The following is a 25,684-nucleotide window of genomic DNA, read 5'->3' on the forward strand; positions in this document are numbered from 1 at the left end:
AGTTCCGCGCCCGCTACGGGGCGACACGAACGGGTGAAGCAGTAGGCACACGTGTCCGCTGTCGCCTCCACCGGTAACCTCACACCTATGGCCTCACGTCCCTCCGCTGCCAAGAAGCAGCCCGCGAAGAAGGCGGCGGCTCCGGCGAAGAAGGCCGCTGCGAAAAAGGCTCCGGCGAAGAAGGCGCCGGCCAAGAAAGCCGCGGCGAAGAAGTCGGCGCCCCCGCCGAAGCCTGCGCCGAACCCGACAGGTGGTATCTACAAGCTTGTCCGCGCCCTGTGGCTGGGTGTCGCGCACACTGTCGGCGCCGTCTTCCGCGGCATAGGGAACGGCGCCAAGAACCTCGACCCGGCACACCGCAAGGACGGTATCGCCCTGCTGCTGCTCGCCATCGCGCTGATCGTGGCCGCAGGCACCTGGGCCGATCTGCGCGGGCCCGTAGGTGACCTCGTCGAGATCCTGGTGACCGGCTCCTTCGGCCGCCTCGACCTGCTCGTGCCGATACTGCTCGCGGTGATCGCCGTGCGCTTCATCCGGCACCCCGAGCAGCCCGAGGCCAACGGCCGCATCGTGATCGGGCTGTCCGCGCTCGTCATCGGTGTGCTCGGCCAGGTCCACATCGCCTGCGGGGCGCCCGCCCGCAGCGACGGCATGCAGGCGATAAGGGACGCCGGCGGCCTCATCGGCTGGGCGGCGGCGACCCCGCTGAGATATGCGATGGGCGACGTCCTGGCCGTACCTCTGCTCGTGCTGCTGACGATCTTCGGGCTGCTCGTCGTCACGGCCACCCCGGTCAACGCGATCCCGCAGCGGCTGCGGCTGCTCGGTGTGAAGCTCGGCGTCCTTCACGATCCGGAGGAGGACGAGTTCACCGAGGACGAGCAGCGTTACGACGAGCAGTGGCGCGAGGCGCTGCCGGCGCGCACGCGCAGGCGCGGTCCGGCCCCGGAGGCCTACAACCCCGACAGCGCGGAGCAGGAGGCCCTCTCGCGGCGTCGTGGCCGCCCGCGGAGGTCCGCCGTCCCACAGCCCGACATGCAGCGCCCCATGGACGCCGTGGACGTCGCAGCGGCAGCTGCCGCCGCGCTCGACGGCGCCGTCATGCACGGCATGCCGCCTTCCCCGATCGTCGCGGACCTCACCCAGGGGGTGAGCGTCGGGGACCGCGAGGAGAGCACACCGACACCCACGCCGGCGCCGAAGGCCGTGCCGGCCGCCCGCCCGAAGCAGGAGAAGCTGAAGGTCGAGGTCGCGGATCTCACCAAGCCCGCGCCCGAGGCGCCGGGCGACCTGCCCGCCCGCGCCGAGCAGCTTCAGCTCGCCGGCGACATCACCTACTCCCTGCCGTCGCTCGACCTCCTCACGCGTGGCGGTCCCGGCAAGGCACGCAGCGCGGCCAACGACGCGGTGGTCGCGTCACTCACCAACGTCTTCACCGAGTTCAAGGTGGACGCTGCCGTCACCGGCTTCACCCGCGGACCGACGGTCACGCGGTACGAGGTGGAGCTCGGCCCCGCCGTCAAGGTCGAGCGGATCACCGCGCTGACCAAGAACATCGCGTACGCCGTCGCCAGCCCGGACGTGCGGATCATCAGCCCGATCCCCGGCAAGTCCGCGGTCGGCATCGAAATCCCGAACACCGACCGCGAGATGGTCAACCTGGGTGACGTGCTGCGCCTGGCGGCAGCCGCCGAGGACGACCATCCGATGCTGGTCGCGCTCGGCAAGGACGTCGAGGGCGGCTATGTGATGGCCAACCTCGCGAAGATGCCGCACGTCCTCGTGGCCGGGGCCACCGGTTCCGGTAAATCGTCGTGCATCAACTGCCTGATCACGTCGATCATGGTCCGCGCGACACCCGAGGACGTCCGTATGGTCCTCGTCGACCCCAAGCGGGTCGAGCTGACCGCCTACGAGGGCATCCCGCACCTGATCACACCGATCATCACCAACCCGAAGCGGGCCGCCGAGGCGCTCCAGTGGGTCGTACGGGAGATGGACCTCAGGTACGACGACCTGGCCGCGTTCGGATTCCGGCACATCGACGACTTCAACGAGGCCATCCGCAACGGCAAGGTGAAGCTGCCCGAAGGCAGCGAGCGGGAGCTGCAGCCGTACCCGTATCTGCTGGTGATCGTCGACGAGCTCGCCGACCTGATGATGGTCGCGCCGCGGGACGTCGAGGACGCGATCGTGCGCATCACTCAGCTCGCGCGCGCGGCCGGCATTCACCTGGTGCTTGCCACGCAGCGGCCCTCGGTCGACGTCGTCACCGGTCTGATCAAGGCGAACGTGCCCTCGCGGCTCGCCTTCGCCACCTCCTCGCTCGCCGACAGCCGCGTCATCCTCGACCAGCCGGGTGCCGAGAAGCTGATCGGCAAGGGCGACGGGCTGTTCCTGCCGATGGGGGCCAACAAGCCGACCCGTATGCAGGGCGCCTTCGTGACCGAGGACGAGGTCGCGGCCATCGTCCAGCACTGCAAGGACCAGATGGCGCCCGTCTTCCGGGACGACGTCACCGTGGGCACCAAGCAGAAGAAGGAGATCGACGAGGAGATCGGCGACGACCTCGACCTGCTGTGCCAGGCGGCCGAGCTGGTGGTGTCCACACAGTTCGGGTCGACATCCATGCTCCAGCGCAAGCTGCGCGTCGGTTTCGCCAAGGCCGGGCGGCTCATGGACCTCATGGAGTCCAGGGGCATCGTCGGACCGAGTGAAGGGTCGAAAGCTCGTGACGTTCTTGTGAAGGCTGACGAGCTGGACGGAGTGCTCGCGGTGATCCGCGGGGAGGCTTGAGAAAGAGGCTCGCGCAGGTGGGCCACCGATGTCCGATCGTGACTCACCCGTAAGGGATCATTGAGCAACCGTTTCCCTTCCCCGTACGTCAAGTTGAGGGAAGCGACAATCGCGCACCCCGCCATCGGCGTGTCCGGCCATTCCGATGGGCTACAAAGTCCGACCGCCCGGTTGCCCCACCCTTTCGCACCCCCCATAGACTGAACCTCCAGCACAGGTGGCTTAAACGCTCGAAAGGCGCCCCCGTGTCCATCGGCAACTCCCCTGAAGACGAGCGTCCGTTCGAAGACGATCGCGAGGCAGCCCGCTTCTCCGTCGGCCATGCCCTCCGGCAGGCACGCATCGCGGCCGGGTTGACCGTCGACGACGTCACCAATGCCACCCGGGTCCGCATCGCCATCGTGCACGCCATCGAGGCGGACGACTTCGCCCCCTGCGGCGGCGACGTCTACGCCCGAGGCCACATCCGGACCCTGGCCAAGGCTGTCCACCTCGATCCGGCCCCGCTGCTCGCGCGGTACGACGCCGAGCACGGCGGCCGCCCGGCCCCGACCCCGGCAGCCCCCCTCTTCGAGGCGGAACGCATCCGACCCGAGCGGCGCGGGCCCAACTGGACCGCGGCCATGGTCGCCGCGATCGTCGCCGTGGTCGGCTTCGTCGGCTTCACCGCCTTCAAGGGGAGCGACGACGGCGGCACGAAGACGCAGGTCGCCGAGGGATCCACGCCCTCGACCAGCAAGTCTGCCTCGCCCGCGCCCAAGAGCAGCAAGTCCGACAACCCGAAGTCCAACCCCTCGGACAGCGCCATCGCGGCCGCGCCCCAGGACAAGGTGACCGTCCAGGTCAGCGCTGCCGACGGGCGCAGCTGGATCTCGGCCAAGGACCACAACGGCCGGCTCCTCTTCGACGGACTCCTCAAGCAGGGTGACTCCAAGACCTTCCAGGACAGCGAGAAGATCAACCTCGTCCTCGGCGACGCGGGCGCGATCCAGCTCTACGTCAACGGAAAGAAGATCGACGGCAACTTCCAGCCCGGCGCGGTTGAGCGCCTGACATACACGAAGGGCGACCCCCAGGCCGGGTGACGCCGACCGGCAGGTACGCAGGTCCATACGGGGTTGGCCAAGATCGGCCAACCCCGTCGACGTGGGCTGTCAGTGAGACAAAGTAGTCTTGAGCGCATGCCTGAACGCCGTACCGTCGCACTCGTCACCCTTGGTTGCGCCCGTAACGAGGTGGACTCGGAGGAGCTCGCAGGCCGCTTGGAGGCGGACGGCTGGGACCTCGTGGAGGATGCCGCGGAAGCGGACGTCGCCGTCGTCAACACCTGTGGCTTCGTCGAGGCCGCCAAGAAGGACTCCGTCGACGCCCTCCTGGAGGCCAACGACCTCAAGGGCCACAGCAGAACCCAGGCCGTCGTGGCGGTGGGCTGCATGGCCGAGCGGTACGGCAAGGAGCTCGCCGAAGCCCTCCCCGAGGCCGACGGCGTACTCGGCTTCGACGACTACGCGGACATCTCCGACCGTCTGCAGACCATCCTGAACGGCGGCATCCACGCCTCCCACACCCCGCGCGACCGGCGCAAGCTGCTGCCGATCAGCCCCGCGGAGCGCCAGGAGTCCGCGACCGAGGTCGCACTGCCCGGCCACGCTCCGGTGGATCTGCCGGACGGGCTGGCGCCCGCTTCCGGCCCCCGTGCGCCCCTGCGCCGCCGGCTGGACGGTGCCCCGGTCGCCTCGGTGAAGCTCGCCTCCGGCTGTGACCGGCGCTGCTCCTTCTGCGCCATCCCGTCCTTCCGAGGCTCGTTCATCTCCCGCCGCCCGAGCGACGTGCTGAACGAGACCCGGTGGCTGGCCGAGCAGGGCGTGAAGGAGATCATGCTGGTCTCCGAGAACAACACCTCGTACGGCAAGGACCTCGGCGACATCCGCCTGCTGGAGTCGCTCCTGCCGGAGCTTGCCGAGGTCGACGGCCTGGAACGCGTGCGCGTGAGCTACCTCCAGCCGGCCGAGATGCGCCCCGGGCTGATCGACGTCCTGACCTCGACGCCGAAGATCGCCCCGTACTTCGACCTGTCCTTCCAGCACTCCGCCCCCGGCGTGCTGCGCGCGATGCGCCGCTTCGGCGACACGGACCGCTTCCTGGAGCTGCTCGACACCATCCGGAGCAAGGCACCCCAGGCGGGCGTGCGCTCGAACTTCATCGTGGGCTTCCCGGGCGAGAGCGCGGACGACCTGGCGGAGCTGGAGCGGTTCCTGGACGGTGCACGGCTGGATGCCATCGGCGTCTTCGGCTACTCCGACGAGGAGGGCACCGAGGCGGCGACGTACGAGAACAAGCTGGCCGAGGACGTCGTCGCGGAGCGGCTGGCACGTGTCTCCCGGCTGGCCGAGGAACTCGTCTCCCAGCGTGCCGAGGAGCGCCTGGGCGAGACCGTCCACGTGCTCGTGGAGTCCGTGGACGAGGACGGCGTGTACGGCCGTGGGGCGCACCAGGCGCCGGAGACGGACGGCCAGGTGCTGCTCACGAGCGGCGAAGGTCTGAGCGTCGGCCGTATGGTCGAGGCGAAGGTGGTCGGTACCGAAGGTGTCGACCTGGTGGCCGAGCCGCTGACGGGCTCGCTCGGGTGTAGTGAGGAGGCGGGCAGATGACCGGAGTACCGGCATCGGCGGCGAACGGCTCCTCCCAGGCGGATTCCTCGCCGGCTGGCCCCCCCGCTTCCGACCGGCAGACAGGGGCGAAGTCCCCGAGGGGCGGGAAGCTGGCCGCCGTGGCCGTCAACCAGGCCAGCGTCTGGAACGTCGCCAACCTGCTCACCATGCTCCGGCTGCTCCTCGTGCCCGGTTTCGTCGCGCTGATGCTGGCCGACGGCGGGTACGACCCGGCATGGCGCTCTTTCGCCTGGGCTGCCTTCGCCATCGCCATGATCACCGACCTCTTCGACGGTCATCTGGCGCGCACCTACGACCTCGTCACCGACTTCGGCAAGATCGCCGACCCCATCGCCGACAAGGCGATCATGGGGGCGGCGCTGATCTGTCTCTCCTCGCTGGGCGACCTGCCGTGGTGGGTGACCATCGTCATCCTGGGCCGGGAACTGGGGATCACGCTGCTGCGTTTTCTTGTCATCCGGTACGGCGTCATCCCGGCGAGCCGCGGCGGCAAGCTGAAAACGCTCACGCAGGGCGTGGCGGTGGGGATGTACGTCCTGGCACTGACCGGCTGGCTGGCCACCCTGAGGTTCTGGGTGATGGCGGCGGCGGTCGTCCTGACCGTGGCGACCGGACTCGACTATGTAAGACAGGCCATTGTGCTGCGCAGGCAGGGAATCGCCGAGCGCAAGGCCGCGTTGGAGGAGACGGAAGCGTGAATTCACGGGCCGCCGACGTCGTGCGACTACTGACGGTGAGGGGCGAGACCCTCGCAGTCGCCGAGTCCCTCACCGGCGGGCTGGTAGCGGCGGAAGTCACAGCCGCCCCAGGTGCGTCCAAGGCGTTCCGTGGCTCGGTGACCGCCTACGCCACCGAGCTGAAGCACGAGCTGCTGGATGTCGACGCCACCCTGCTGGCACAGCGCGGAGCGGTGGATCCGCAGGTCGCGGCCCAGATGGCGGTCGGCGTGCGCAAGGCGCTGGGCGCCGACTGGGGCCTTGCGACGACCGGTGTCGCGGGCCCGGAACCGCAGGACGGGAAGCCCGTCGGGACGGTTTTCGTGGCCGTGGCAGGCCCCTTCGCGGCGGATTCCGGTTCCGCCGGTGGCGGAAAAGTCGAGGCGCTGCGGTTGAACGGCGACCGCGCGGAAATTCGTATGGAGAGTGTACGGAGCGTACTCGCACTGCTCCTGAAGGAGCTTGCGAGCGAACAGTCCGGGAATGAGCTGGCACAGGATACGGAACAGAACGGGGGGTTTTGATGTTTGCAGCCCTGAGTGAACACGACATCGCTCCCCGCACGGCCGCAGCGCAAGGCGGTACGGTGGGGCGTGAAGGATGCGGCTACGCGGTCCGAGGAGGGAGCCACCGATGATTCTGCTCCGTCGCCTGCTGGGTGACGTGCTGCGTCGGCAGCGCCAGCGCCAGGGCCGTACTCTGCGCGAAGTCTCCTCGTCCGCCCGAGTCTCACTCGGCTATCTCTCCGAGGTGGAGCGGGGGCAGAAGGAGGCTTCCTCCGAGCTGCTCTCCGCCATCTGCGACGCGCTGGACGTACGGATGTCCGAGCTCATGCGAGAAGTGAGCGACGAGCTCGCCCTCGCCGAGCTGGCCCGGTCTGCTGCGGCCACCGAGCCTGTGCCCGCGCCGGTTCGTCCGATGCTGGGTTCCGTGTCGGTGACCGGTGTGCCACCGGAACGGGTGACCATCAAGGCGCCCGCCGAGGCGGTGGACGTGGTCGCCGCGTGACTTTCACGCGCGTGGCTTCGTGAGCCGACGTGCACGTGCAAGGCCCCGGCCGGGGCTTCTCCAGGGAGAACTGGGGAGGTGCGGTCGGGGTTTTCGTGTTGTCGGGCCGCTTTGTACGCCTGTGCGGGTCCGTTTGCCGGTGCGGCTCGGGGCGGTCATGGTGGATGCCTGCGATGCGTTGCGCCCATGTGCCGTCGGTGCGCCCTCCCTGGGGGTGAAGGCGGCGGTCTAGCTTCGGGGCCGGAGGTGGCGTCCATGGCACGGCCGATAGTGCGCCGGGGGGCGGTTCTCGGGCTCGGGGCGCTGTGGTGGTGGGCCGTACTGCGGCTTGCGCTCGCGCCCGGTGCCGGGGTGCTGGAGGGGGCGGTCGCGGCCGGGGGATGGGGGCTGGGTCTGCTGCCGGTGCACTGTGTGCCCAAGACGCGGGCGTCGGGTGCCGTGGGGGCAGGGCGCTGGCGGGGGGCCTGGCGGACGGCCCGTGTCACCACGGCATCGCCACCCCGCCGTTCGGACGCAGGATCTGGCCCGTCGTGAACGACGAGGCGTCGCAGGCCAGATACAGCACGGTGTGAGCGACGTCCTCCGGTTCGCCGACCCGGCCCAGCGGTGACATCCGGGCCATCACTGTCTCGGTCTGCGCCTGCGCCTCGGCTTCATGGCGGTCGGTCATGGGGGTGCGGATCCAGCCCGGTGCCACCGCGTTGACCCGGATCCCGTGCCGGCCGACCTCGTTCGCCAGGGTCTTCGTCAGCTGGACCACGGCCGCCTTGGCCGCGCCGTAGCAGAGCAGGCCGGGACGGCCGGTGTCGACGGCGCCCGAGGCCATGGTGATGATGCTGCCGCCACTCTTCCGGTCCAGCATCAGGCGGGCGGCCTCCTGGCAGGCGTACAGCACCCCCTTGAAGTTCACGCTCAGGACCCGGTCGAGGTCCTCGTCCCGGGTCTCCAGGACCGGGCTGCTGTGCATGATCCCGGCGACCGCGGCCATCACGTCCAGGCGGTCACAGGACTCGACGGCCTGTCTGAGCTGCCCCCGGTCGGTGACGTCCAGGTGGTGGACACGGGCGGTGCCGCCGCCGTCCTTGATCAGGGTCGCCGTCTCGTGCAGGCCCAGTGCGTCGCGGTCGGCGCAGTGGACCGTGGCGCCGGCTTCGGCGAGCAGCACGGCCGAGGCGCGGCCGATGCCGCCGGCCGCTCCGGTGACGAATGCGGTACGTCCGGTGAGTTCGTACGCCTTGACGGGCATGAAGGGACGGTACGAGGGTTTCTGACGGGTCGTCAATTAGTCGTACGGCGTGGAGTTGTACGGGGTGGGGCGGCACTCGGCGCCGGTCCCATCTGGCAGTTCGGGCACCAGTACGTGGGGCGTTCGCGGGAGCCGTCGCCCTGGTCGGCCACGCGCACGGAGGTGTGGCAGCGCAGGCACGGGCGGGGCGCGCGGCCGTACACGAACAGGTCCTGTCCGCGACGGCCCGTCGTGGTGCGGACCGGGCGGTCGCGGTTCGCCTCCAGGAGCTTCTTGGCGAGCGCGGGCAGCTTCGCCGCGCGGTCGGCGGGCAGTGCGCCGATGGGGAGCCAGGGGGTGGCGCCGAGCAGGAAGCAGAGCTCGCTCTTGTAGACATTGCCGATGCCGGCGAGGTTGCGCTGGTCCAGGAGGGCCTCGCCGAGGGGGCGGGAGGGGTCGGCGAGGAGGTGGGCGAGCGCCTGCTCGGGGTTCCAGTCCGGGCCGAGGAGGTCGGGGCCGAGGTGGCCGACGGTGCGCTGTTCGTCGGTGGTGCGGAGGAGGTCGAGAACGGGCAGGCGGTAGCCGACCGCTGTGCGGTCCGCGGTGCCCAGGACCACGCGGATCTGGTGGGCGGGGCCGCCGCTCCAGCGTTGGCCGCTCGCGTACACCTTCCAGGAGCCGTCCATCCTCAGGTGGGAGTGGAGCGTCAGGCCCCCCTCGATACGGGTCAGCAGGTGTTTGCCGCGCGGGGTGACGTCCAGGATGGTACGGCCCGTGAGGTCGGTCGTGGCGTACTTGGGCACCCGGAAGTCGCTACGGGTCAGCACCTTCCCGGCGAGCGCGGTGTGCAGGCGCTTCGCGGTCTGCCAGACCGTGTCTCCTTCGGGCATGGGTCAAGGGTGGCACGGACGGGCGCTCGCGGGCGCGGAGAGCGGGGGCACTTGCGGTTCAGGCCCGCAGCCGCAGCCCCCGCGGGGTTGCGATGAAGCCTGCTCCTTCCAGAAGGGTGCCGATGGGGGACGTCAGGGCCGAGGCGCCGTTGACCCGCTCCACCGTGACGGTGCCGAGGGAGCCCGCTCGGGCGGCCGCGGCCAGGGCCTGGGCGGCTGCCTGCAGGCGTGGGTCGCCGGTGGGTGTGCCTTCCGGTTCGGCGGGCCAGGCCAGCACAGTCTTGCCGCCGCGTTCCATGTAGAGCGTCAGCTCACCGTCTACGAGAACCACCAGGGACCCCGCCTTTCGGCCCGCCTTGTGCCCCGCTCCGGTCGGGGGATCCGGCCAGGGAAGCGCCGCGCCGTACGCGTTCGCCGGATCGGCGGCGGCGAGGACGACGGCCCGGGAGTCGGGAGTGGGACGGGCCCGGCGATCCGGGAAGACGGAGCCGTACGAGCCGGGTGTAGAGCCGGGGCCGCTTCGGGGGCCGCCTGAGCCGGGGGACGCGAGGTCGCGGGGTGAGATGTATTCGTCGCGCGAGGCGCGAGTGGGCGGGAGGCCGAAGTCGTCCTCGAAGCCGGTGATGTCGAACTCGGGCCGGTCTCGGCGGGAGCGGTCCCCGCTGCGGGCGGTGCCGCTCCCCGACTCGAAGCCGTCCGTCCAGTCGAAGGTGTCGGGATCGTCGGCGCCCGGGGGCGTGTGGCCGTGGGGCGTTCCGGCGTTGTGGTCGCCAGGCGCGGTGAAGGCGTGGGACGAGCCGAAGGAGCCGGACGGGAAGCCGCTCGGCGTGCCATCGGCGGTCGGCTGCGGCAGGGTTTCGCCGCGGTCTCGGGCGTTGGACACCGCGCGCAGGCGGTCCACCGCGCCGTCCATCGCGAACTGTGCCGCGCCGAGCCCCTCCACCACATAGCCGCGCCGTGCCTGGCCGCTCTCCTCGAAGGCGGACAGGATGCGGTACGTCGCTGAGAAGCCGCCCTCGATGCCCTCCGCGGAGACGGCGCCCCGGGTGACCACGCCGTGCCGGTCGAGGAGCGTGCGGGCGACGGCGTGTGCGCGCACTGTCGGGTCGGCCTCGCGTGCCGGGAGCACGGACCAGCGGCCGGCGACGGTGGGCGGACCGCTGCGGGAGGCGGGCCGGGCTGCGGCGGTCAGGGAGCCGTAGCGCCCGCGAGGGACGCTGCGCTTGGCGCGGTGGGCTGTCGAGCCGGCGGTGCGGCCCGAGCCCAGCAGGGAGCGCATGGGGGTCAGCGTGTCGTTCGTGAGGTGGCCGGACCAGGCCAGGTCCCAGACAACGTCGGCCAGTTGGGGATCGGTGACCTCGGGATGGGTGGTAGCGCGGACCTGGTCGGCGATCTGGCGGAAGAACAGGCCGTAGCCCCCGGAGAGGGCGTCCAGCACGGACTGGTGGAGCGCGGTCAGTTCCAGGGGGTGCGGCGGGGGCAGGAGCAGGGGAGCAGCGTCCGCCAGGTAGAGGGAGACCCAGCCGTCCTTGCCGGGGAGGGCTCCCGCGCCGGCCCAGACGACCTCTCCGGCGGCGGTGAGCTCGTCCAGCATCGCAGGCGTGTAGTTGACGACGCGGGACGGCAGCACCAGCTTCTCCAGGGCCGACGCGGGCACGGACGCGCCCTGCAACTGCTCGACGGCACGCACCAGTCCGTCGCTACCGCGCAGCGCGTGCCCCTTGCCGATGTGCTGCCACTGCGGCAGGAACTGGGCGAGCGCGGCCGGTGCCACCGGCTCCAGTTCGTGCCGCAGCGCGGCCAGGGAACGACGGCGCAGCCGGCGCAGCACTGCCGCGTCGCACCACTCCTGGCCGATGCCCGCCGGATGGAACTCACCCTGTACGACACGACCGTTCGCAGCGAGGCGTTGCAGTGCGCCTTCGGTGACGGCCACGCCCAGGCCGAAGCGGGCCGCAGCCGAGGCCGAGGTGAAGGGGCCGTGAGTACGGGCGTAACGGGCGAGGAGGTCGCCGAGGGGGTCCTTCACCGGCTCTGTGAAAGCCTCCGGGACGCCGACCGGCAGGGCGGTGCCGAGGGCGTCGCGCAGGCGGCCCGCGTCCTCGATCGCCGCCCAGTGGTCCGCGCCGGCGATGCGGACCTTGATCGCGCGGCGGGCACCGGCCAGCTCCTGGGCCCACTGCGGCCCGGCGCACCGCTCGGCCAGCTCGGCGTCGGTCAGCGGGCCGAGCAGACGCAGGAGGTCGGCGACACCCTCGGCGTCCTTGACGCGCCGGTCCTCGGTGAGCCACTGGAGTTCCCGCTCCAGCTCGGTCAGCACCTCGGCGTCGAGCAGTTCGCGCAGCTCCGCCTGGCCCAGCAGCTCTGCCAGCAGCCGCGAGTCAAGGGAGAGCGCGGCGGCGCGGCGCTCGGCGAGGGGTGAGTCTCCCTCGTAGAGGAACTGGGCGACGTACCCGAAGAGGAGAGAGCGGGCGAAGGGGGAGGGCTCGGGGGTGGTGACCTCGACCAGGCGCACCTTCCGGGACTCCAGGTCGCCCATCAGCTCGACCAGGCCGGGGACGTCGAACACGTCCTGGAGGCACTCGCGGACCGCTTCCAGGACGATCGGGAACGAGCCGAACTCGCTGGCCACCTGGAGCAGTTGGGAGGCGCGCTGGCGCTGTTGCCACAACGGGGTGCGCTTGCCCGGGTTGCGACGCGGCAGCAGCAGCGCGCGGGCCGCGCACTCGCGGAAGCGGGAGGCGAACAGGGCGGAGCTGCCCACCTGGTCGGTGACGACCTGCGCGACCTCGCCCTTGTCGAAGACGACGTCCGCAGCGCCGACGGGTGCCTGGTCGGCGTCGTACTCCGTGCCCGCCTTGGTCGGTTCCTGGTCGAGCAGGTCCAGGCCCATGAGGTCGGCGTCCGGGAGGCGCAGCACGACGCCGTCGTCGGCGTGCATGACCTGGGCGTCCATGCCGTACCGCTCCGAGAGCTTGGCGCCGAGGGCCAGTGCCCAGGGGGCGTGTACCTGGGCGCCGAAGGGAGAGTGGACGACGACCCGCCAGTCGCCGAGCTCGTCGCGGAAGCGCTCCACGACGATGGTGCGGTCGTCGGGGACGTGGCCGCATGCCTCGCGCTGCTCGTCCAGGTAGGACAGAACGTTGTCCGCGGCCCAGGCGTCCAGGCCGGCCGCAAGGAGGCGCAGGCGGGCGTCCTCCTTGGGCAGCGAGCCGACCTCGCGGAGGAACTGGCCCACCGCGCGGCCCAGTTCGAGCGGGCGGCCCAGCTGGTCGCCCTTCCAGAAGGGGAGCCGGCCCGGTACGCCCGGCGCGGGGGAGACCAGGACGCGGTCGCGCGTGATGTCCTCGATGCGCCAGGAGCTGGTGCCGAGTGTGAAGACATCGCCCACGCGTGATTCGTAGACCATCTCCTCGTCGAGCTCGCCGACCCGGCCGCCGCCCTTCTTGGGGTCGGATCCGGCGAGGAAGACTCCGAAGAGCCCGCGGTCGGGGATGGTGCCACCCGAGGTGACGGCGAGGCGCTGCGCGCCTGGGCGGCCGGTGACCGTGCCGGTCACGCGGTCCCACACCACGCGCGGGCGCAGCTCGGCGAACGCGTCGGACGGATAGCGCCCCGCGAGCATGTCGAGGACCGCCGTGAAAGCCGACTCCGGGAGCGAGGCGAAGGGGGCGGCACGGCGGACCGTGGCGAGCAGGTCGTCGACCTGCCAGGTGTCCAGGGCCGTCATCGCCACCAGCTGCTGTGCCAGCACGTCCAGGGGATTGGCGGGCACCTTCAGGGATTCGATGGAGCCGGTGCGCATGCGCTCGGTGACCACCGCCGCCTGGACGAGGTCGCCGCGGTACTTGGGGAAGACCACGCCTGTGGAGACCGCACCCACCTGGTGTCCCGCGCGGCCCACGCGCTGCAGGCCGGAGGCGACGGAGGGCGGGGACTCGACCTGGACGACGAGGTCGACCGCGCCCATGTCGATGCCGAGTTCGAGGCTCGATGTCGCGACCACGGCGGGGAGGCGGCCCGCCTTCAGGTCCTCCTCGACGAGGGCGCGCTGCTCCTTGGAGACCGAGCCGTGGTGGGCACGGGCGATGACGGGTGGTGCGCCCTGAGCCGCTCCGGATCCGCCCATGAGCTCGGCCGGGCCGTGGTGCTCGTCCAGGGTTTCGCCGGTTGCCCGCTCGTACGCGATCTCGTTGAGCCTGTTGCACAGGCGCTCGGCGAGGCGACGGGAGTTGGCGAACACGATGGTGGAGCGGTGGGCCTGGACGAGGTCGGTGATCCGCTCCTCGACGTGCGGCCAGATCGACGGGCGCTCTGTGCCCTCCGATCCGTCGGCGACCGGGGAACCGCCCAGCTCGCCCAGGTCCTCGACCGGGACGACGACCGAGAGGTCGAACTCCTTGCCCGACTTCGGCTGGACGATCTCCACCTTGCGGCGCGGTGAGAGGTACCGCGCCACCTCGTCGACCGGGCGGACCGTCGCCGAGAGGCCGATGCGGCGGGCCGGCTTCGGCAGGATCTCGTCCAGCCGCTCCAGGGAGAGCGCGAGATGCGCACCTCGCTTGGTGCCCGCCACCGCGTGCACCTCGTCGAGGATCACCGTCTCGATGCCGGTCAGCGCGTCGCGCGTGGCCGAGGTCAGCATCAGGAAAAGCGACTCAGGGGTGGTGATCAGGATGTCCGGGGGCCGGGTGGACAGGGCGCGGCGCTCGGCGGCGGGTGTGTCGCCGGAGCGGATGCCCACCTTCACCTCGGGCTCGGGCAGGCCCAGGCGTACGGATTCCTGGCGGATACCCGTCAAGGGGCTGCGCAGGTTGCGCTCCACGTCGACGGCGAGGGCTTTGAGTGGCGACACGTACAGGACGCGGCAGCGCTTCCTGGGGTCGGCGGGCGGTGGTGTGGAGGCCAGCTGGTCCAGGGCGGCGAGGAACGCGGCCAGCGTCTTCCCGGAACCGGTGGGGGCGACCACCAGCACGTCCGAGCCCGCACCGATGGCCTGCCACGCGCCAGCCTGGGCCGCGGTGGGCGCGGAGAAGGCCCCCGTGAACCAGCCGCGGGTCGCGGGGGAGAAGCCGTCGAGGGCTCGGTGTGTGGAGCTGACCATGCGTCCATCCTGCACCCGGCCACTGACAATGGCTCTGGCCTGCGGGTTCGCGGCGCTGGGCTTGGGCGGCCGCGATGTGGTTCGTCGTGGGTCGGGGCGCGGCGGCGCGGCGAGCCCGCCGCCGCGCGGGGAGCCGCCCGCTGCCGAAGGGGGGCTGTGGTGGTGCCAGGTACGCGGCGGGCTGCGCCGCACCGCCGCGCCCCGCTCCTGTCCGTCGGCGGCTGCGGGTGGATAGGGGGTGGGAGGGGCGTGGGTCGGTGGGGAATGGGGGTATGGCGGGTTCGGAAGGAATTGGCTCGGCACTGGCAGTACGCCGAGTTGCCCGGGGTTGATCTGCTGCGTGCCCGGTATGTGCGCAAGGAGTTTGTGCGGCATACGCACGAGAACTTCGCCATCGCCGCCATCGCCGCCATCGCCGCCATCGCCGCCATCGCCGACGGGGTCGAGGTCTTTCACCATCGTGGGGTCGATCAGTACGCGGGGGCGGGGGCGCTCGCGCTGGTCAATCCGGACACCCCGCACACCGGGCGGGCCGGTGTACCCGAGGGGTGGCGGTACGGGGCCGTGTATCCGTCGCCGGAGGTGGTGGCCGAGATCGCGGCCGAGACCACCTTCATTCGGGGGACGGCCGGGTTCGTCAGTCCGGTGCTCGACGATCCGTACGCCGTGGGGCTCGTACATTAGGTGCTGCGGGCCGCGGAGGACGGCAACGCGCCGGCCCGGACACGCTGCTGCGGGTCGCTGTGACGAGGCTGCTGCGGCTCAACGGGGGGTCGTTGCCGCAGCGGGAGGTGCGGACGGCGGGCGTCGGGATCGCCGCACGCGCGCGTGCGGTGCTGGAGGAGCGGCTCGCCGAGCCTCCGACCCTGGAGAGGCTTGCGGCCGATCTCGGCACCAGTCCGTTCGCCTTGCTGCGGGCGTTCCGGGACGCCTACGGGATGCCGCCGCGCGCCTGGCCCACGGACGGCCCGGTGCGGCAGGCGCGGCGGCTGCTGGACGTCGGAACGACGCCCGCAGAGGCTGCCGTCGCCGTCGGGTTCACCAATCAGCCGCACCTCAACCGGCACTTCACCCGGATCGTCGGCGTGCCGCCGGGCGCGTACGGGCGCCCTGCTCGCCGCCCTGACAGCCCAGCAGACCTTCGCCGACGGACACCCCTGGTCCTCGACGCGCGCGTTGCAGGGCTCGCCGCAGCCGCCGTGGCGCTGGCCCTGCGCGCCCCGTTCCTGCTCGTGGTGGCGGTGCCCGTCGTGGTGGCCGCCGGGGTACGCGCCATGGGCGGGTGACGACGCCCGGGCTCAGCCGATGGGGCGCCCGTGTGCCCTGAGGGTGCGCAGCGCCTCGATGGTCACTACGGGGCGTGCTTCCAGGGCGGTGCCAGGTGCCCACTGGCGCCAGCGGACAGGCCAGCCGCCGTCCTCGTGCTGCGCGTCCGCGAGGAAGTCGAGGGAGCGCGTCATCTCGGCGTCTGTGAACCACGCGCGCGCCAGAGAGCTCGGCGTCTTCGCGTAGTCGTGCGGGAAGTGGTGCTCGCCGGGCGCGTAGCCCGGGGCGACCGGATACGCGTCGAGGCGTTCGGGTTCCAGCACCGCGAGCCGGTACTCCCGCACCAGGCGACCGAGGCGGGCGGCGGCGGCCTCCGCGCGCGGGCGGTCGGGAGCGGAGTCCAGGAAGGCCACGGCGGCCTCGATCTCGTAGGGGTGGGACTTCTCCAGCGACTCGACCGCATGCCAGCAGAAGTCCGTGGCCCTGAACAGCCAGGCGTGCCACACCTCGTTGCGGTGCAGCAGACCCACCACCGGTCCCGTGGCGAGGAGTTCGCTGGGCGGGTCGTCCATGATCGGCATGAAAGGGGCCACCGGATAGCCGCGCTGGCTGGGATGGATGGCCGGCAGGGCGCCGTCCGTCGTGGACACGGCGGTCAGATAGCGGCACACGCGTTCCACCCGCTGTCCGCCACAGCGCCCGATGGCGTCCAGGACACGCAGTGCGTGCCCTGTGTGCAGCGGCTGGCTGACCGGGCCGCGCAGATCGGGCTCCAGCGCGTGGCCGTACCCGCCGTCCTCGTTGCGGTACGCGTCCAGCGCGATCTCCACCTGGTCGGCGCCCCCGTTCAGGAAATGGTGGGCGAAGAGGCGCTGTTCCAGCACGCGCGCGGTGAGCCAGACGAAGTGCTCGGCGCGGAAGAGCGGTGAGCGTGCCGGGGGTGTGGCGGGGAGTGGGGAAGCTCCTGTTTCGGACATGCGTCAGACCGTAGGGCGGAAAGCGGTCTCGGCAAGGGGTCCCGGCTCAGGCCCACCCTCAGGGGCGGGATACTGGAGTCATGCGGTTGACGGTCTTCTGGCAGTGGAAGGGCCGCCGACCTGCGGAGATCTTCGCGAGTTAGTGCGATGACCTGCACTGTTGTGCGGAATCGAAAGCCCTCCACGTCCCGGCCCGTCCCGCGCTGAAACTCCCTGAAAACTCCCTGGATTCGTACTCGAACTCCCTGGAAACCCCCTGGGGTGAGGGTGCGACCGGGGAGTTTTGTGCTGCCGCCCTGGCCTGATGGTGACCACTCTCCGTGACTGTCTATGCGTTTGTCCTTCTGGCGCTGGCCCACCGCCAGGAACCTGGATGACGTGGTGAGGCGACGACCCGACGAGCTTCTCGGGGCAGACGGGGTCGTGGGCCCGAAGTCAGTGGCGGCTGCGTGGACCGGAACATGCACAAAGCCATGGCGCTCCACGACGGGCGGGGGTCAGGAACTTGCGTGAACTTGCACAACTGTCCGCAATCCCCTCCGGGCCAGCGGCTGCCAGACTCTGCCGCATGGATGCAGGGGTGGCAGCAGTGTTGGGTGCGTTGGCGGGGGCGGTAGCCACGACGGGGGCGGCATTCGCTACGGGATGGTCCGCACGGGAACAAGCGAAGATTGCGGCGCGGGGTGAGCACCGGCGACAGCGCCGTGACTCACGACAGGTGGTCTACGAGGAGTTCATAGCCACGGCAACGACGCAGGAGGCGCACGCTGCCCGTTTCTTCCTCGCCCCGGTCCCGACAGATCAAGAGACCTTCGATCTCGCCCTTCGGGGATCTGGAAACGCCGATGCTGAAGCTCTATGGAACGAATGCCACCGGCGATGGACAGAGCTACTGAAGCTCTCAACACGGGTAAAGCTGGCTGGGCCTCGAATGATGAGCGAAGCGGCAAGCGCTGTGTGCGATTGCTCTCACGACGTCATGGAATCAACCATGACCGTCGATCACGGACTTATTGGCGGCGAGCCCATCTCGGTGAGGTTCGAGCAGGGCCGCGAACACTGGATCAAGTTGGACCACGCGATAGACGAGTTCATCGAAAAGGCCCGCATCTCACTGGACGATGACGGCACTGACTGATCAGTTCTGGAACGCGTCCAGCAGCATGCCAACACGGCGGAGGGCGCGCTTCTCCTTGAGTTCGTCCAGACGCTGGTAGGAGACGGGCTGCTCGACTCAGCGAGGACGTCCAAGGGCGCTCTCAGCTCACCAACTATGACGCCAAGACTCCAGACCAGGACCGGGTTCAGGCCCCAGCGAGGCGTAAAGCGCACTTGGACAGCACGTCACGGGCGCGCCGGTGTCGCTCTCGGGTGGTGCGCCGACGTAGTCACGGACAGCGGCCGTGACCGTGGTCGTGTCGCCGTCGTCAGGGACGGTGTCGATGCGGGACTCCCAGCAGCGTCGTTAACGGGGGACCTGGGCGGCCAGCCGACCTTTTCGACACCATTCGCCAGTGCCGCCTTGGCGGCGGAGTGTCCCCCAATCTCGTTGCCGATCATGGACCTGCGTCGCGACCGTCCACTTCACGGATGGCGCAACGTGGCTCTCGTTCCCGTTGCCCAAGTGGCTCCCGTTCACCCTGTCGAAGACAGTCATGTTCTTCCCAGGGGGTTGGTTGTCACCAGAGACTGAGGGGGCGGCCTGCTGCGATCGCCACTCGAATCCGTGCTGTGATCTCGGCTTCGGACTCCCCGCGTTCCTGGCCGGCCCGGATGGCGGCGCCGATCGCGCGGGAGCGTCCGGCGGGGCCGCGGAGGTCGGCAAGGGGGCTGCCCGGGTCTCTGCGGCGGGCCAGCCATTCGGCCCGGTTCTCCGCCGCTGTGCCCAGTCGGAGGTGCGTGGGCTGCTGGCAGTTGTCGCAGGTGTGACAGACGGTCGGACTGTCGGTCCCCCACCCGAGGCGAGGGATGGCGCCGTGCGCGAGCTGATACCCGTACAGGTGGCCCGGTACTGTGCCACGCCGAGTCCTGCCCGGTCGGGAGGCCGCCCTGAAGCTGGCATGGCCGGTGCTGGAGATCCCGCCGAGGAAGAACCAGCAGTCCTCAGTGGAGCCGGTGCGGTAGACCTTGGCCCAGTAGCGTGCTCGAACGGACTCGTTGGCCAGCCAGCTGGCCCACTCAACGGCCGGTATGCGTACGGGCGTTGGTTCACCGATGAGGGCAAGCTGTTCGTCAACGGGATCGGGCCCGGACCCGTTTACCGCTGCGAGCGGGAAGAGTCCGGGCCCGAAGTCGTTCTCAGGCGGCATCAGCCCGGCCGTCGTCCGGCGCCGAGACCGGGGCCGGAGCGTCGAAGGCCGGAGGGGGCTGAGGCGATGCCTCTGCCCGAGACTTAGGGGCTCGGCGGGAGCGCGGCGGACGTTCCGCGCGGGCGCGCAGGGCCTCGATTACCTCCTTGGCACGAGCGGCGGTAACAGGCTTCGCTTCACGTTCCAGTTCCTCTGCCGGCACACCCAACAGATCTGCGACCAGATCCGCGTCGTTGTCGAACAGCCGCAGGACGACCGCGGCGGCCTCCCGTGCCGCAACGTCGGCCTCGTCCTTCGCTCGCGCCGCCTTCACCGCGGCCTCGCGCGTCGTCAGCACGTTCGCCGCGGCCATCTCCCTCGTCTTCGCTTGGAGTGCTTCGACAGCGCGAACCCGCCGCCGTAGCTCTGCCGCGCTCAGTGATGCAGCCGGAGTCGTGCTCACCCGAGCCCCCAGTCTTGTTCGAAATTGCTGCTCATCGCGCGCACCGTAGGCACAGGTCCGCGGACATCTCGAACCACAGGCGCCTCTCCATATCGGCAGCGTGCAGTGTTCGTGAGCCCTAAGCTGCGCGCCATGACCACCACCGCACCCGCACGGTCCAGCCGCATAGCCCGATGGCGCACCGTGCGTGTCCAACGTGCTGAGCGTCTACGAAGGATGGGCAGGCTCACCACGCGAACCCGCGCAGCGCTTATGACTCTTGGCACCGCCATGGTCGCTGCCGGTGGCTGGGCCGTCTTCAAGACAAAAGTCGAGGCTGGCCCAACTGCTCTCATCACCATTGGCGCCCTCCTCGTGGTTCTGGGTGCGATGGGACGACAGATCGCCTCCATGAACCTCAAGGACGGCAGCATGACCATGCAGGAGGTTAAAGATGAGATGAACCAGGCCGAAAGTCCTGAACAGGTCGTAGACGCCATCGTCAACGCCCCGGCCCCCGTGCAGAGTCAGCTTCAACGCGACCAAGACATCACCACGATGAGCGAAGCCGCCTACGAGAAATCGGTTGCGAGCGTACTGACTGAGTACTTCGGCGACGCAGTCCAGCGCGACGTTCTGATCGGATCCACCCGCGCCGACATCGTCGTGACCCTCGACGGCAAGCGGGCAGTGGTCGAAACCCGGCTCGGCAACCCCTCAAAGGCCATGCCGCCCGACGTACTGCGCCGGCTTGTACGCCCGGACTACCTCAACGATGATGACGTGCACGCCATCGTCATCGTCAGCGCTAGCGAGGCCGGCCTATACCTCCTCGGTGAGGCGCGCGAACGTGCTGTCCAGGCTGGCAAGAACTTCACGTTCACATCGTGGGCGGGTGCTGTGCACAACCGGTCCCTCAAGCAGGCCGTCGAGGATCAACTTCGAGGCTGACCCCAACCAGCACCCACGGCGGACATTTCCAACAAGAGACTAGGCCACGTCAAGCCCCAGCTCGGTGTCCGGCCGGCAGAAATTGCAGGGTTCGATGTTCGGGCCAGTGAGCGCGGCTCGCGCCTCGTCGGCCCTGATCCGGTGCGGAGTGCCCGAGATCATCGTGCAGTCGTTGGTGTGGATTACTGCTGGCTCAGGTCCTGTGGGTGTGCGCTTCTGCTGGACGACGAACCCGACTTGGGGTTGCGCCTGGGCCAGGGCCGGGAGTCCCTTGGCTCCCTTGACCGGCCGACTAGGACGCCGTGGGGCCAGGGTCTCAGCTTGGGCCAGCGCAGCCTGCACCTCGTTCCGCTGGAGCAGCAGATAGGTGCCGACGGTCTTGTTGTCGGCGAGCTCCTCGTCCAGGTGCGCGGCGGCGGCGGCATTGGCGGCAAGCTGCCTGTCGAGGGGCGCGAGGATTGCCCGGAGCCGGCGGAGATCAGGCGGCAGCTCGGACATGGCGTACACCGTGCAGCGCTGCCCAGCCGGCCGACCGCTGCCCCTGCCAGTGGGGGTGAAACAGCACTACCGAGGACAGGTGGATCAGGCGCCGCCGGACCGCAGTGCGCGGGCATACAGCGAGCAGGTGGTATGTGGCGTGCCACTCCGCCTGCGCCTGGGCCAGGTCATTGGGAATCTGTCGCATGCTTCAATTCAACCATTTGTTCGATTTTTCCTGTCACTCGGCTACACCGGAGAATCCAGAGCAGCGCGGGCGCACGCCTCGAACTCACGAATCCGCTCCCAAGTCAGCTTGGACAGGCCGTCGACGTCCGTTGGCCCGTCACGAAGCACGGTCTGCACGGAACGAGAGGTTGAACTCGAAGGTCGGCGCAACAGGTGAAGTTGACGCGGCAGCGCGCGTCCAGCCGGAGGTGCCGGCTGTAGAAAAGGCATGCCTCCGGCGGGTCCTACTCGGAGGGGGAGGGGGCTGGTCGTTCGGCTGCCGCGCCGTCGTGGTTGCGGAGAGAGGGCGGGGTTCCCTCCTCGATCGGCCGCCCCAGCTTCGCGCACCGCGCCGCAGGGGTGCGAAGTCGTTCGTCCGGGTCCGGGACTTTCCTCGTGCCTCAGAAAGTCCCGGCTTCCGGGCGCTCCACTCCGCACCCCTGCACCACGGCACGCCGGGCAGTGCCGTCCGACCGAGGAGGGAACGCCGCCCCAGGCCCGTTGTGGCCGAGCCGTGCGGGCAGGTGGCGCGGGAAAACCGCAGGCCAGAGGACGTATCCGGGTTGCCTCAATCCGAATAATGTGGTTTAATTAGTGGTGTCGGAAGGGGAGGGTAACCCCCGACCGGCACCCGGTAGGCCGACCGGCCGCCGACAACCTCTCTCACCAGGAGAATGAACGTGAGCACCATGAAGGCCCCCGCGAAGCTCGAAACCATCCGCGCTCTGCTCGCTAAGGCGGAGGACCCCCGTACGCCGGAGTCCGAGGCGGAGCTTGCCCGGAAGCGGGCGTTCGAGATGATGGCGAAGTATGGCGTCGAACAGGCGATGCTCAACGACGCCAACCCGGCCAGCGACGCCCCGACGGACCGCAAGATCGTTCTGGACAACCCGTGGGCGATGGAGCGGGTCCGCCTCATCCACCGCATCGCGGTCGCGCTGGGCTGTGAGCTGATCCACCTTGGCCGGGATGGCAGCGGCCCCGCCCGCCAGGTGCACATCTTCGGGTACGCGAGCGACCTTCAGCGCGTTGAACTCCTCTACACCTCTCTTCTGCTCCAGATGAACAGCGGACTTGCCGCTCAGTCGGTCCCGCCGGGCCAGGGTGCGCGTGCCTGGCGGCGGTCGTGGCTCCTCGGTTTCATCCACCGGGTGGGCGACCGCATCGAGGAGGCCGAGCGCGGCGCACGCGAGGAGGCCAGGGAGGAGACCAGCGCGACCGGCCGCAGCGCGGCCCTCGTGCTCGCGGATCGCAAGGCCGTCGTCTCGCGCAACTACAAGCAGGCGTACCCGCGTTCGCGGAAGGGCGGCACCACGACCGTGACCGGCAACGGGTACGGGGCCGGATGGAGGGCGGGAAGCCGCGCCGACATCGGCGGTAAGCGGATCGGCCGCACCACGGCCGGGTCCATAGCCGCGTAGCCCCGTCAGGGCCGGGGGCGGCTGTCTGTCGCCCCCGGCCACCGTCTCACCCACCGAGGAGCCCCGCATGTACATGGAATGGGCCCGATTCCACAAAGCTGACGAGAACGGCCGCCACTACTTCCAGGTCTACAGCTTCCCCCAGGAGTGGGCCGCCGCGACCCCGAAGGAGCCTGGCACCGGCCGGATCAGCGAAGCTGCCGCCCTTGCTTACTCGATCATCTGCGGGTCCGGGTGGCAGTGGCGGACGCCGTGTCACTGCGTCGAGTGCACCATCACGGCTGAGTCCGCCCAGCGCAGCAGCGCTTGACCGTCACCAACCACCGCCAGGAGGAAACGATGCCGTCCCGGAAGCCGCACGCCACCCCCGCCCGCATCCTCACGGCCGCCGCCGACCACATCGAACGAGTCGGGCTCTACCAGGGTGACCACCTCTGGCAGCCCGGCCGGATGGGCGACACCGCCCCGTGCACCGTGCTGCACGCGTGGGAGCGCGGCGTGCGCTCTGTCCGGCCCCGTTGGTCCGTACGTGGTGAACCGTGGGACATCTTCCAGCGCGCCCTATTCGACTCCCTTGTGGTGCTCAGCAACCACATCAACGCCCGTCCAGTGTCCGGCGTCCGGTGGCGCAAGCTGAAGCTCACGGAGGACGCCTACCGGCGCACCCTCCTGTGGTGCTGGGGGGACGAGCCCGAGCGGACCACCGCCGAGGCCGTTGCGATGATCCGCGCCGCCGCAGCCCTGCACCCGAGTGACGGCGATCACAGCATCCCTGGTTGCCACACCCTCAAGAACATGGTTTAATTAATGGTATCGGAAGGGGGAGGGCAACCCCCCGACCGACACCGTCACCGGGCCGAACGGCCCGACGAACTCTCACCAGGAAGAGAAAGACCGATGACGAACACCAAGACCCAGGCCGGCGTCCAGACCGTCCCTGCCCCGTGGCCGACCCTCACGGTCGCCGAACTCGCCGCGCACCCCGGCAACGTCCGCGAGATCGAGGCCCCTGCCGATCTGCTGGCCGACGTGAAGGACAACGGCGTCGTGGAGCCGCTGTACGTCGTGCGGACCCACGGCGACGTGCCGCAGGTCATTGACGGGTTCCAGCGGCTGGCCGCCGCCGTCGCCGCAGGGCTGGAGACCGTTCCGGTCACGCCCCGCCCCGTGATCCGGATTGACGCGCTCACCCCGCACCCGAAGAACGCCCGTGAAGACCTTGACCTCGGCGCGCCGTTCGTGGAATCGCTCCGCGCCGAGGGGTGCCGCATCCCCGTCAAGATCCAGCGGCTCGACGGCGGAGTACTTCAGGTCAACGACGGGAACCGTCGCTACCACGCAGCGAAGGACGCGGGTCTTACCCACCTGCCGTACGAGTGGGAGGACGACGACCGCGACGCGGCGGGCCAGTTCCTGGACATGATCACGACCGCCCAGCACCGCAAGAGCCTCACGGCGTCCGAGATGAATCAGGCCATGTTCAGCGCCGCCGAGGCGGGCGCGCAGGTCGGCCGCATCGCCAAGGCCGCAGGCGTGCGGCAGAAGGATGTCAGGACCCTGGTCAAGGTCCGGTCCGACGAGAAGCTGTCGGCCGCCGTCAGCGGTGCGAGCAGCTACGAGTGGACCTTTGAGCACCTGGCCGCGCTCTCGGAGTTCGCGGACGACCCCGAAGCGCTCGCCGCGATCAGCGAGGCCGCCGCCGAGGACGCCGCCGACGCCGGAGACGTGGACTGGGCCATCGCGATCGAGCGGACCAAGCGTGACAAGCGGACCAAGGCCGAGGCTCACCGCGCCGAGCTGGAGACGGCCGGGCAGAAGATCCGGGACGCTGAGGAGCTGTCCGAGCGAGCCATGCCCGTGTGGCGACTGCGCGGCATCAGCACCGAGGAGCACGCCGAGTGCAAGGGTCTGGTGTGGGTGTTCGACGAGCGGCGGGCAGACCGGTACGAGCCCTACTGCTCCGCCCCCGGCCTGTATGGGCACACGGTGCCCGAGGGCAGCGGCGGCACCGGCGGCACGAAGTCCGCCGCCCAGGTGGAGGCCGAGCGCGCCGCCCGCGCGGCCGTCAAGAAGGGGAACATCGACTGGGACGCGGCCGAGGCCCTGCGCCGGAAGTGGATCACCGACCTGATCAAGCGGCGCAACCTCCCGAAGACCACGACCAACACCCTGATCGGTCACGTGAACAACGCTCTGCTGAACGGCAGTTGGGGAATCTGTGACGATCTGAACAAGGAGCCGACGACCGAGATCCTGGCCGCCTTCCTGGGCCTGAACACCGAACAGGCCAAGGACCGGGGCAGCTTCGCCGGACACGTCGCCAAGGACCCCCGCAGGGCCCCGCAGCTCCAGTTCGCCGCCATCGCCGCCGTCCGGGAGAAGTGCGCGAACCGGTCAGCGTGGAGGACGGACAGTCAGCGCGCCCCGTGGACGCGGACGCCCACCGGCCGGTGGTTCCAGGTGCTCGCGTCCCTCGGGTACCCGCTCACGCCCATTGAGCAGTCGGTCGTGGACGACGAGCCGTACGACCCGTCGAAGAGGAAGCCCCGCGCGATCACGTCCGGCAGCGAACCGGAGACCGAGCAGGAGCCCGGCACCGACGAGGAGACGGGCGAGCCGGAGGCCGAGGAGACCGACGACCCGGCCAGCGACGACGAAGCCGCCGCCTAACCGCCTCAGCCGTCCGACGCCGGGGGGCGGGAACCCTCCCGCCCCCCGGCCGCCCCAGGAGCCCCGCAGTGACCCGTACAGCTCTGTTCGAGACCCACGCCGACGACCACGGTTGCGGATGCGTTCCCGCACCCGCCGAGCCCGACCCCGGCACCACCGCCGACATCATGCAGGCTCGCGCCATCGCGGGCGGACTCGCGGAGTTCGGCATCGGGCCCCGCCGCTGGTCTGCCGCCTACGACCACCAGGCCGCCGCCGTAGTCCTGCGCGTGGACACCTCGCGCGGACTGTACGCGCTCGCCATCCCGGCCCCTGGCCAGCCGTTCCCCGTCCGCCACAGGGGCGAGCGCATAGGCGCGCTGGACTGCCGCCGAACGTACGGCACCGCCGATAGCTACACCGCCGCCCTGTTCGCCGCGTTCCTGCGCGACCGCGCCGCACTCGACATCCCCGGATGGGATGCTTGCCCCGCACCGCAAAACATGGTTTAATTAATGGTATCGGAGGGGGAGGGCAACCCTCCTCCGACACCACGGGCCGCAAGTCGGCCCCG

21 protein-coding genes and 1 pseudogene are annotated in these 25,684 nt (G+C 70.1%); 15 read left to right on the forward strand and 7 right to left on the reverse strand.

Annotation, left to right across the window (positions count from 1 at the left end):
• The first annotated feature begins 87 nt into the window (after window positions 1-87).
• The 7 genes from LJ657_RS40060 (at window position 88) to LJ657_RS40090 (ending at window position 7,726) form a co-directional block, all read left to right on the forward strand.
• A complete protein-coding gene (locus LJ657_RS40060; RefSeq protein ID WP_232654611.1) occupies window positions 88-2,796 on the forward strand; it encodes a DNA translocase FtsK in 2,709 nt (902 codons plus the stop codon).
• Window positions 2,797-3,041: 245 nt separating this feature from the next.
• The gene (locus tag LJ657_RS40065; protein ID WP_232654612.1) at window positions 3,042-3,881 is read left to right on the forward strand and encodes a helix-turn-helix domain-containing protein; all 840 of its coding nucleotides are present in this window, start codon (window positions 3,042-3,044) and stop codon (window positions 3,879-3,881) included.
• A 96-nt stretch (window positions 3,882-3,977) separates the two neighbouring features.
• Window positions 3,978-5,447, forward strand: coding sequence for a 30S ribosomal protein S12 methylthiotransferase RimO (gene rimO, locus LJ657_RS40070; protein ID WP_232654613.1), 1,470 nt, complete (start codon window positions 3,978-3,980; stop codon window positions 5,445-5,447).
• Window positions 5,444-6,166, forward strand: coding sequence for a CDP-diacylglycerol--glycerol-3-phosphate 3-phosphatidyltransferase (gene pgsA, locus LJ657_RS40075; protein WP_232654614.1), 723 nt, complete (start codon window positions 5,444-5,446; stop codon window positions 6,164-6,166). Before rimO ends, pgsA begins: the two co-directional genes overlap by 4 nt.
• Window positions 6,163-6,708, forward strand: coding sequence for a CinA family protein (locus LJ657_RS40080; RefSeq protein WP_232654615.1), 546 nt, complete (start codon window positions 6,163-6,165; stop codon window positions 6,706-6,708). The genes pgsA and LJ657_RS40080 overlap by 4 nt, the downstream gene beginning before the upstream one ends.
• A gap of 109 nt (window positions 6,709-6,817) precedes the next feature.
• Window positions 6,818-7,192, forward strand: coding sequence for a helix-turn-helix domain-containing protein (locus LJ657_RS40085; protein WP_232654616.1), 375 nt, complete (start codon window positions 6,818-6,820; stop codon window positions 7,190-7,192).
• A gap of 255 nt (window positions 7,193-7,447) precedes the next feature.
• Window positions 7,448-7,726 (forward strand): hypothetical protein, encoded by a 279-nt coding sequence (locus tag LJ657_RS40090; RefSeq protein WP_232654617.1) that lies wholly within the window; start codon window positions 7,448-7,450, stop codon window positions 7,724-7,726.
• Here LJ657_RS40090 and LJ657_RS40095 read toward each other — a convergent pair.
• The 3 genes from LJ657_RS40095 to LJ657_RS40105 are packed head-to-tail and all read right to left on the reverse strand — an operon-like array spanning window position 7,674 to window position 14,411.
• Window positions 7,674-8,438 (reverse strand): SDR family NAD(P)-dependent oxidoreductase, encoded by a 765-nt coding sequence (locus LJ657_RS40095; RefSeq protein ID WP_232654618.1) that lies wholly within the window; start codon window positions 8,436-8,438, stop codon window positions 7,674-7,676. The two genes, LJ657_RS40090 and LJ657_RS40095, sit on opposite strands and share 53 nt — an antisense overlap.
• Window positions 8,439-8,470: 32 nt before the next feature.
• Window positions 8,471-9,307: an Fpg/Nei family DNA glycosylase gene (locus tag LJ657_RS40100; RefSeq protein ID WP_232654619.1), complete on the reverse strand. Its 837-nt coding sequence runs from the start codon at window positions 9,305-9,307 to the stop codon at window positions 8,471-8,473.
• Window positions 9,308-9,365: 58 nt separating this feature from the next.
• A complete protein-coding gene (locus tag LJ657_RS40105) occupies window positions 9,366-14,411 on the reverse strand; it encodes an ATP-dependent helicase (protein ID WP_232654620.1) in 5,046 nt (1,681 codons plus the stop codon).
• Window positions 14,412-14,675: 264 nt separating this feature from the next.
• Here LJ657_RS40105 and LJ657_RS40110 point away from each other — a divergent pair.
• Window positions 14,676-15,697: pseudogene (locus tag LJ657_RS40110) on the forward strand (helix-turn-helix transcriptional regulator).
• A gap of 12 nt (window positions 15,698-15,709) precedes the next feature.
• Here LJ657_RS40110 and LJ657_RS40115 read toward each other — a convergent pair.
• The gene (locus LJ657_RS40115) at window positions 15,710-16,654 is read right to left on the reverse strand and encodes a hypothetical protein (protein ID WP_232654621.1); all 945 of its coding nucleotides are present in this window, start codon (window positions 16,652-16,654) and stop codon (window positions 15,710-15,712) included.
• A 568-nt stretch (window positions 16,655-17,222) separates the two neighbouring features.
• Here LJ657_RS40115 and LJ657_RS40120 point away from each other — a divergent pair.
• Entirely contained in the window at window positions 17,223-17,792 is a 570-nt protein-coding gene (locus LJ657_RS40120; protein ID WP_232654622.1) for a hypothetical protein, read from the forward strand.
• A gap of 1,160 nt (window positions 17,793-18,952) precedes the next feature.
• Here LJ657_RS40120 and LJ657_RS40125 read toward each other — a convergent pair.
• Complete coding sequence (locus LJ657_RS40125; protein ID WP_232654623.1) at window positions 18,953-19,315, reverse strand: hypothetical protein; 363 nt, start codon at window positions 19,313-19,315, stop codon at window positions 18,953-18,955.
• Between the two features lie 222 nt (window positions 19,316-19,537).
• Between LJ657_RS40125 and LJ657_RS40130 the strand changes: the two genes are divergently transcribed.
• Window positions 19,538-20,335, forward strand: a complete 798-nt coding sequence (locus LJ657_RS40130; protein ID WP_232654624.1) for a hypothetical protein — start codon at window positions 19,538-19,540, stop codon at window positions 20,333-20,335.
• 39 nt (window positions 20,336-20,374) lie between these two features.
• Here LJ657_RS40130 and LJ657_RS40135 read toward each other — a convergent pair whose 3' ends face one another.
• Window positions 20,375-20,833, reverse strand: a complete 459-nt coding sequence (locus LJ657_RS40135) for a DUF6233 domain-containing protein (protein ID WP_232654625.1) — start codon at window positions 20,831-20,833, stop codon at window positions 20,375-20,377.
• On the reverse strand, window positions 20,814-21,020 hold the full coding sequence (locus tag LJ657_RS49535) for a DUF8825 domain-containing protein (protein WP_505016529.1): 207 nt from the start codon (window positions 21,018-21,020) through the stop codon (window positions 20,814-20,816). The genes LJ657_RS40135 and LJ657_RS49535 overlap by 20 nt, the downstream gene beginning before the upstream one ends.
• A 709-nt stretch (window positions 21,021-21,729) precedes the next feature.
• Here LJ657_RS49535 and LJ657_RS40140 point away from each other — a divergent pair.
• From LJ657_RS40140 to LJ657_RS40160, 5 genes are all read left to right on the forward strand, one after another.
• Window positions 21,730-22,461 carry a DUF2786 domain-containing protein gene (locus LJ657_RS40140; protein WP_232654695.1) on the forward strand — a complete coding sequence of 244 codons (732 nt, stop codon included), beginning with the start codon at window positions 21,730-21,732 and terminating at the stop codon, window positions 22,459-22,461.
• A 67-nt stretch (window positions 22,462-22,528) separates the two neighbouring features.
• On the forward strand, window positions 22,529-22,771 hold the full coding sequence (locus LJ657_RS40145; protein WP_232654626.1) for a hypothetical protein: 243 nt from the start codon (window positions 22,529-22,531) through the stop codon (window positions 22,769-22,771).
• A 29-nt stretch (window positions 22,772-22,800) separates the two neighbouring features.
• Entirely contained in the window at window positions 22,801-23,265 is a 465-nt protein-coding gene (locus tag LJ657_RS40150; protein ID WP_232654627.1) for a DUF6197 family protein, read from the forward strand.
• 93 nt (window positions 23,266-23,358) lie between these two features.
• Complete coding sequence (locus LJ657_RS40155; RefSeq protein ID WP_232654628.1) at window positions 23,359-25,131, forward strand: ParB/RepB/Spo0J family partition protein; 1,773 nt, start codon at window positions 23,359-23,361, stop codon at window positions 25,129-25,131.
• Window positions 25,132-25,199: 68 nt separating this feature from the next.
• Window positions 25,200-25,622 carry a hypothetical protein gene (locus LJ657_RS40160; RefSeq protein WP_232654629.1) on the forward strand — a complete coding sequence of 141 codons (423 nt, stop codon included), beginning with the start codon at window positions 25,200-25,202 and terminating at the stop codon, window positions 25,620-25,622.
• The last annotated feature ends 62 nt before the right edge of the window (window positions 25,623-25,684 follow it).

It is taken from the genome of Streptomyces guryensis (assembly GCF_021261325.1).
GTDB lineage: Bacteria > Actinomycetota > Actinomycetes > Streptomycetales > Streptomycetaceae > Streptomyces > Streptomyces guryensis.

What these genes read in the sequence shown, in the direction of transcription:
- LJ657_RS40060 (WP_232654611.1), top strand. Translation starts at nt 88, where the DNA reads ATGGCCTCACGTCCCTCCGCTGCCAAGAAGCAGCCCGCGAAGAAGGCG.
- rimO (WP_232654613.1), top strand. Translation starts at nt 3,978, where the DNA reads ATGCCTGAACGCCGTACCGTCGCACTCGTCACCCTTGGTTGCGCCCGT.
- pgsA (WP_232654614.1), top strand. Translation starts at nt 5,444, where the DNA reads ATGACCGGAGTACCGGCATCGGCGGCGAACGGCTCCTCCCAGGCGGAT.
- LJ657_RS40085 (WP_232654616.1), top strand. Translation starts at nt 6,818, where the DNA reads ATGATTCTGCTCCGTCGCCTGCTGGGTGACGTGCTGCGTCGGCAGCGC.
- LJ657_RS40090 (WP_232654617.1), top strand. Translation starts at nt 7,448, where the DNA reads ATGGCACGGCCGATAGTGCGCCGGGGGGCGGTTCTCGGGCTCGGGGCG.
- LJ657_RS40095 (WP_232654618.1), bottom strand. Translation starts at nt 8,438, where the DNA reads ATGCCCGTCAAGGCGTACGAACTCACCGGACGTACCGCATTCGTCACC.
- LJ657_RS40100 (WP_232654619.1), bottom strand. Translation starts at nt 9,307, where the DNA reads ATGCCCGAAGGAGACACGGTCTGGCAGACCGCGAAGCGCCTGCACACC.
- LJ657_RS40105 (WP_232654620.1), bottom strand. Translation starts at nt 14,411, where the DNA reads ATGGTCAGCTCCACACACCGAGCCCTCGACGGCTTCTCCCCCGCGACC.
- LJ657_RS40115 (WP_232654621.1), bottom strand. Translation starts at nt 16,654, where the DNA reads ATGTCCGAAACAGGAGCTTCCCCACTCCCCGCCACACCCCCGGCACGC.
- LJ657_RS40120 (WP_232654622.1), top strand. Translation starts at nt 17,223, where the DNA reads ATGGATGCAGGGGTGGCAGCAGTGTTGGGTGCGTTGGCGGGGGCGGTA.
- LJ657_RS40125 (WP_232654623.1), bottom strand. Translation starts at nt 19,315, where the DNA reads ATGGCCGCGGCGAACGTGCTGACGACGCGCGAGGCCGCGGTGAAGGCG.
- LJ657_RS40130 (WP_232654624.1), top strand. Translation starts at nt 19,538, where the DNA reads ATGACCACCACCGCACCCGCACGGTCCAGCCGCATAGCCCGATGGCGC.
- LJ657_RS40135 (WP_232654625.1), bottom strand. Translation starts at nt 20,833, where the DNA reads ATGTCCGAGCTGCCGCCTGATCTCCGCCGGCTCCGGGCAATCCTCGCG.
- LJ657_RS49535 (WP_505016529.1), bottom strand. Translation starts at nt 21,020, where the DNA reads ATGCGACAGATTCCCAATGACCTGGCCCAGGCGCAGGCGGAGTGGCAC.
- LJ657_RS40140 (WP_232654695.1), top strand. Translation starts at nt 21,730, where the DNA reads ATGAAGGCCCCCGCGAAGCTCGAAACCATCCGCGCTCTGCTCGCTAAG.
- LJ657_RS40145 (WP_232654626.1), top strand. Translation starts at nt 22,529, where the DNA reads ATGTACATGGAATGGGCCCGATTCCACAAAGCTGACGAGAACGGCCGC.
- LJ657_RS40150 (WP_232654627.1), top strand. Translation starts at nt 22,801, where the DNA reads ATGCCGTCCCGGAAGCCGCACGCCACCCCCGCCCGCATCCTCACGGCC.
- LJ657_RS40155 (WP_232654628.1), top strand. Translation starts at nt 23,359, where the DNA reads ATGACGAACACCAAGACCCAGGCCGGCGTCCAGACCGTCCCTGCCCCG.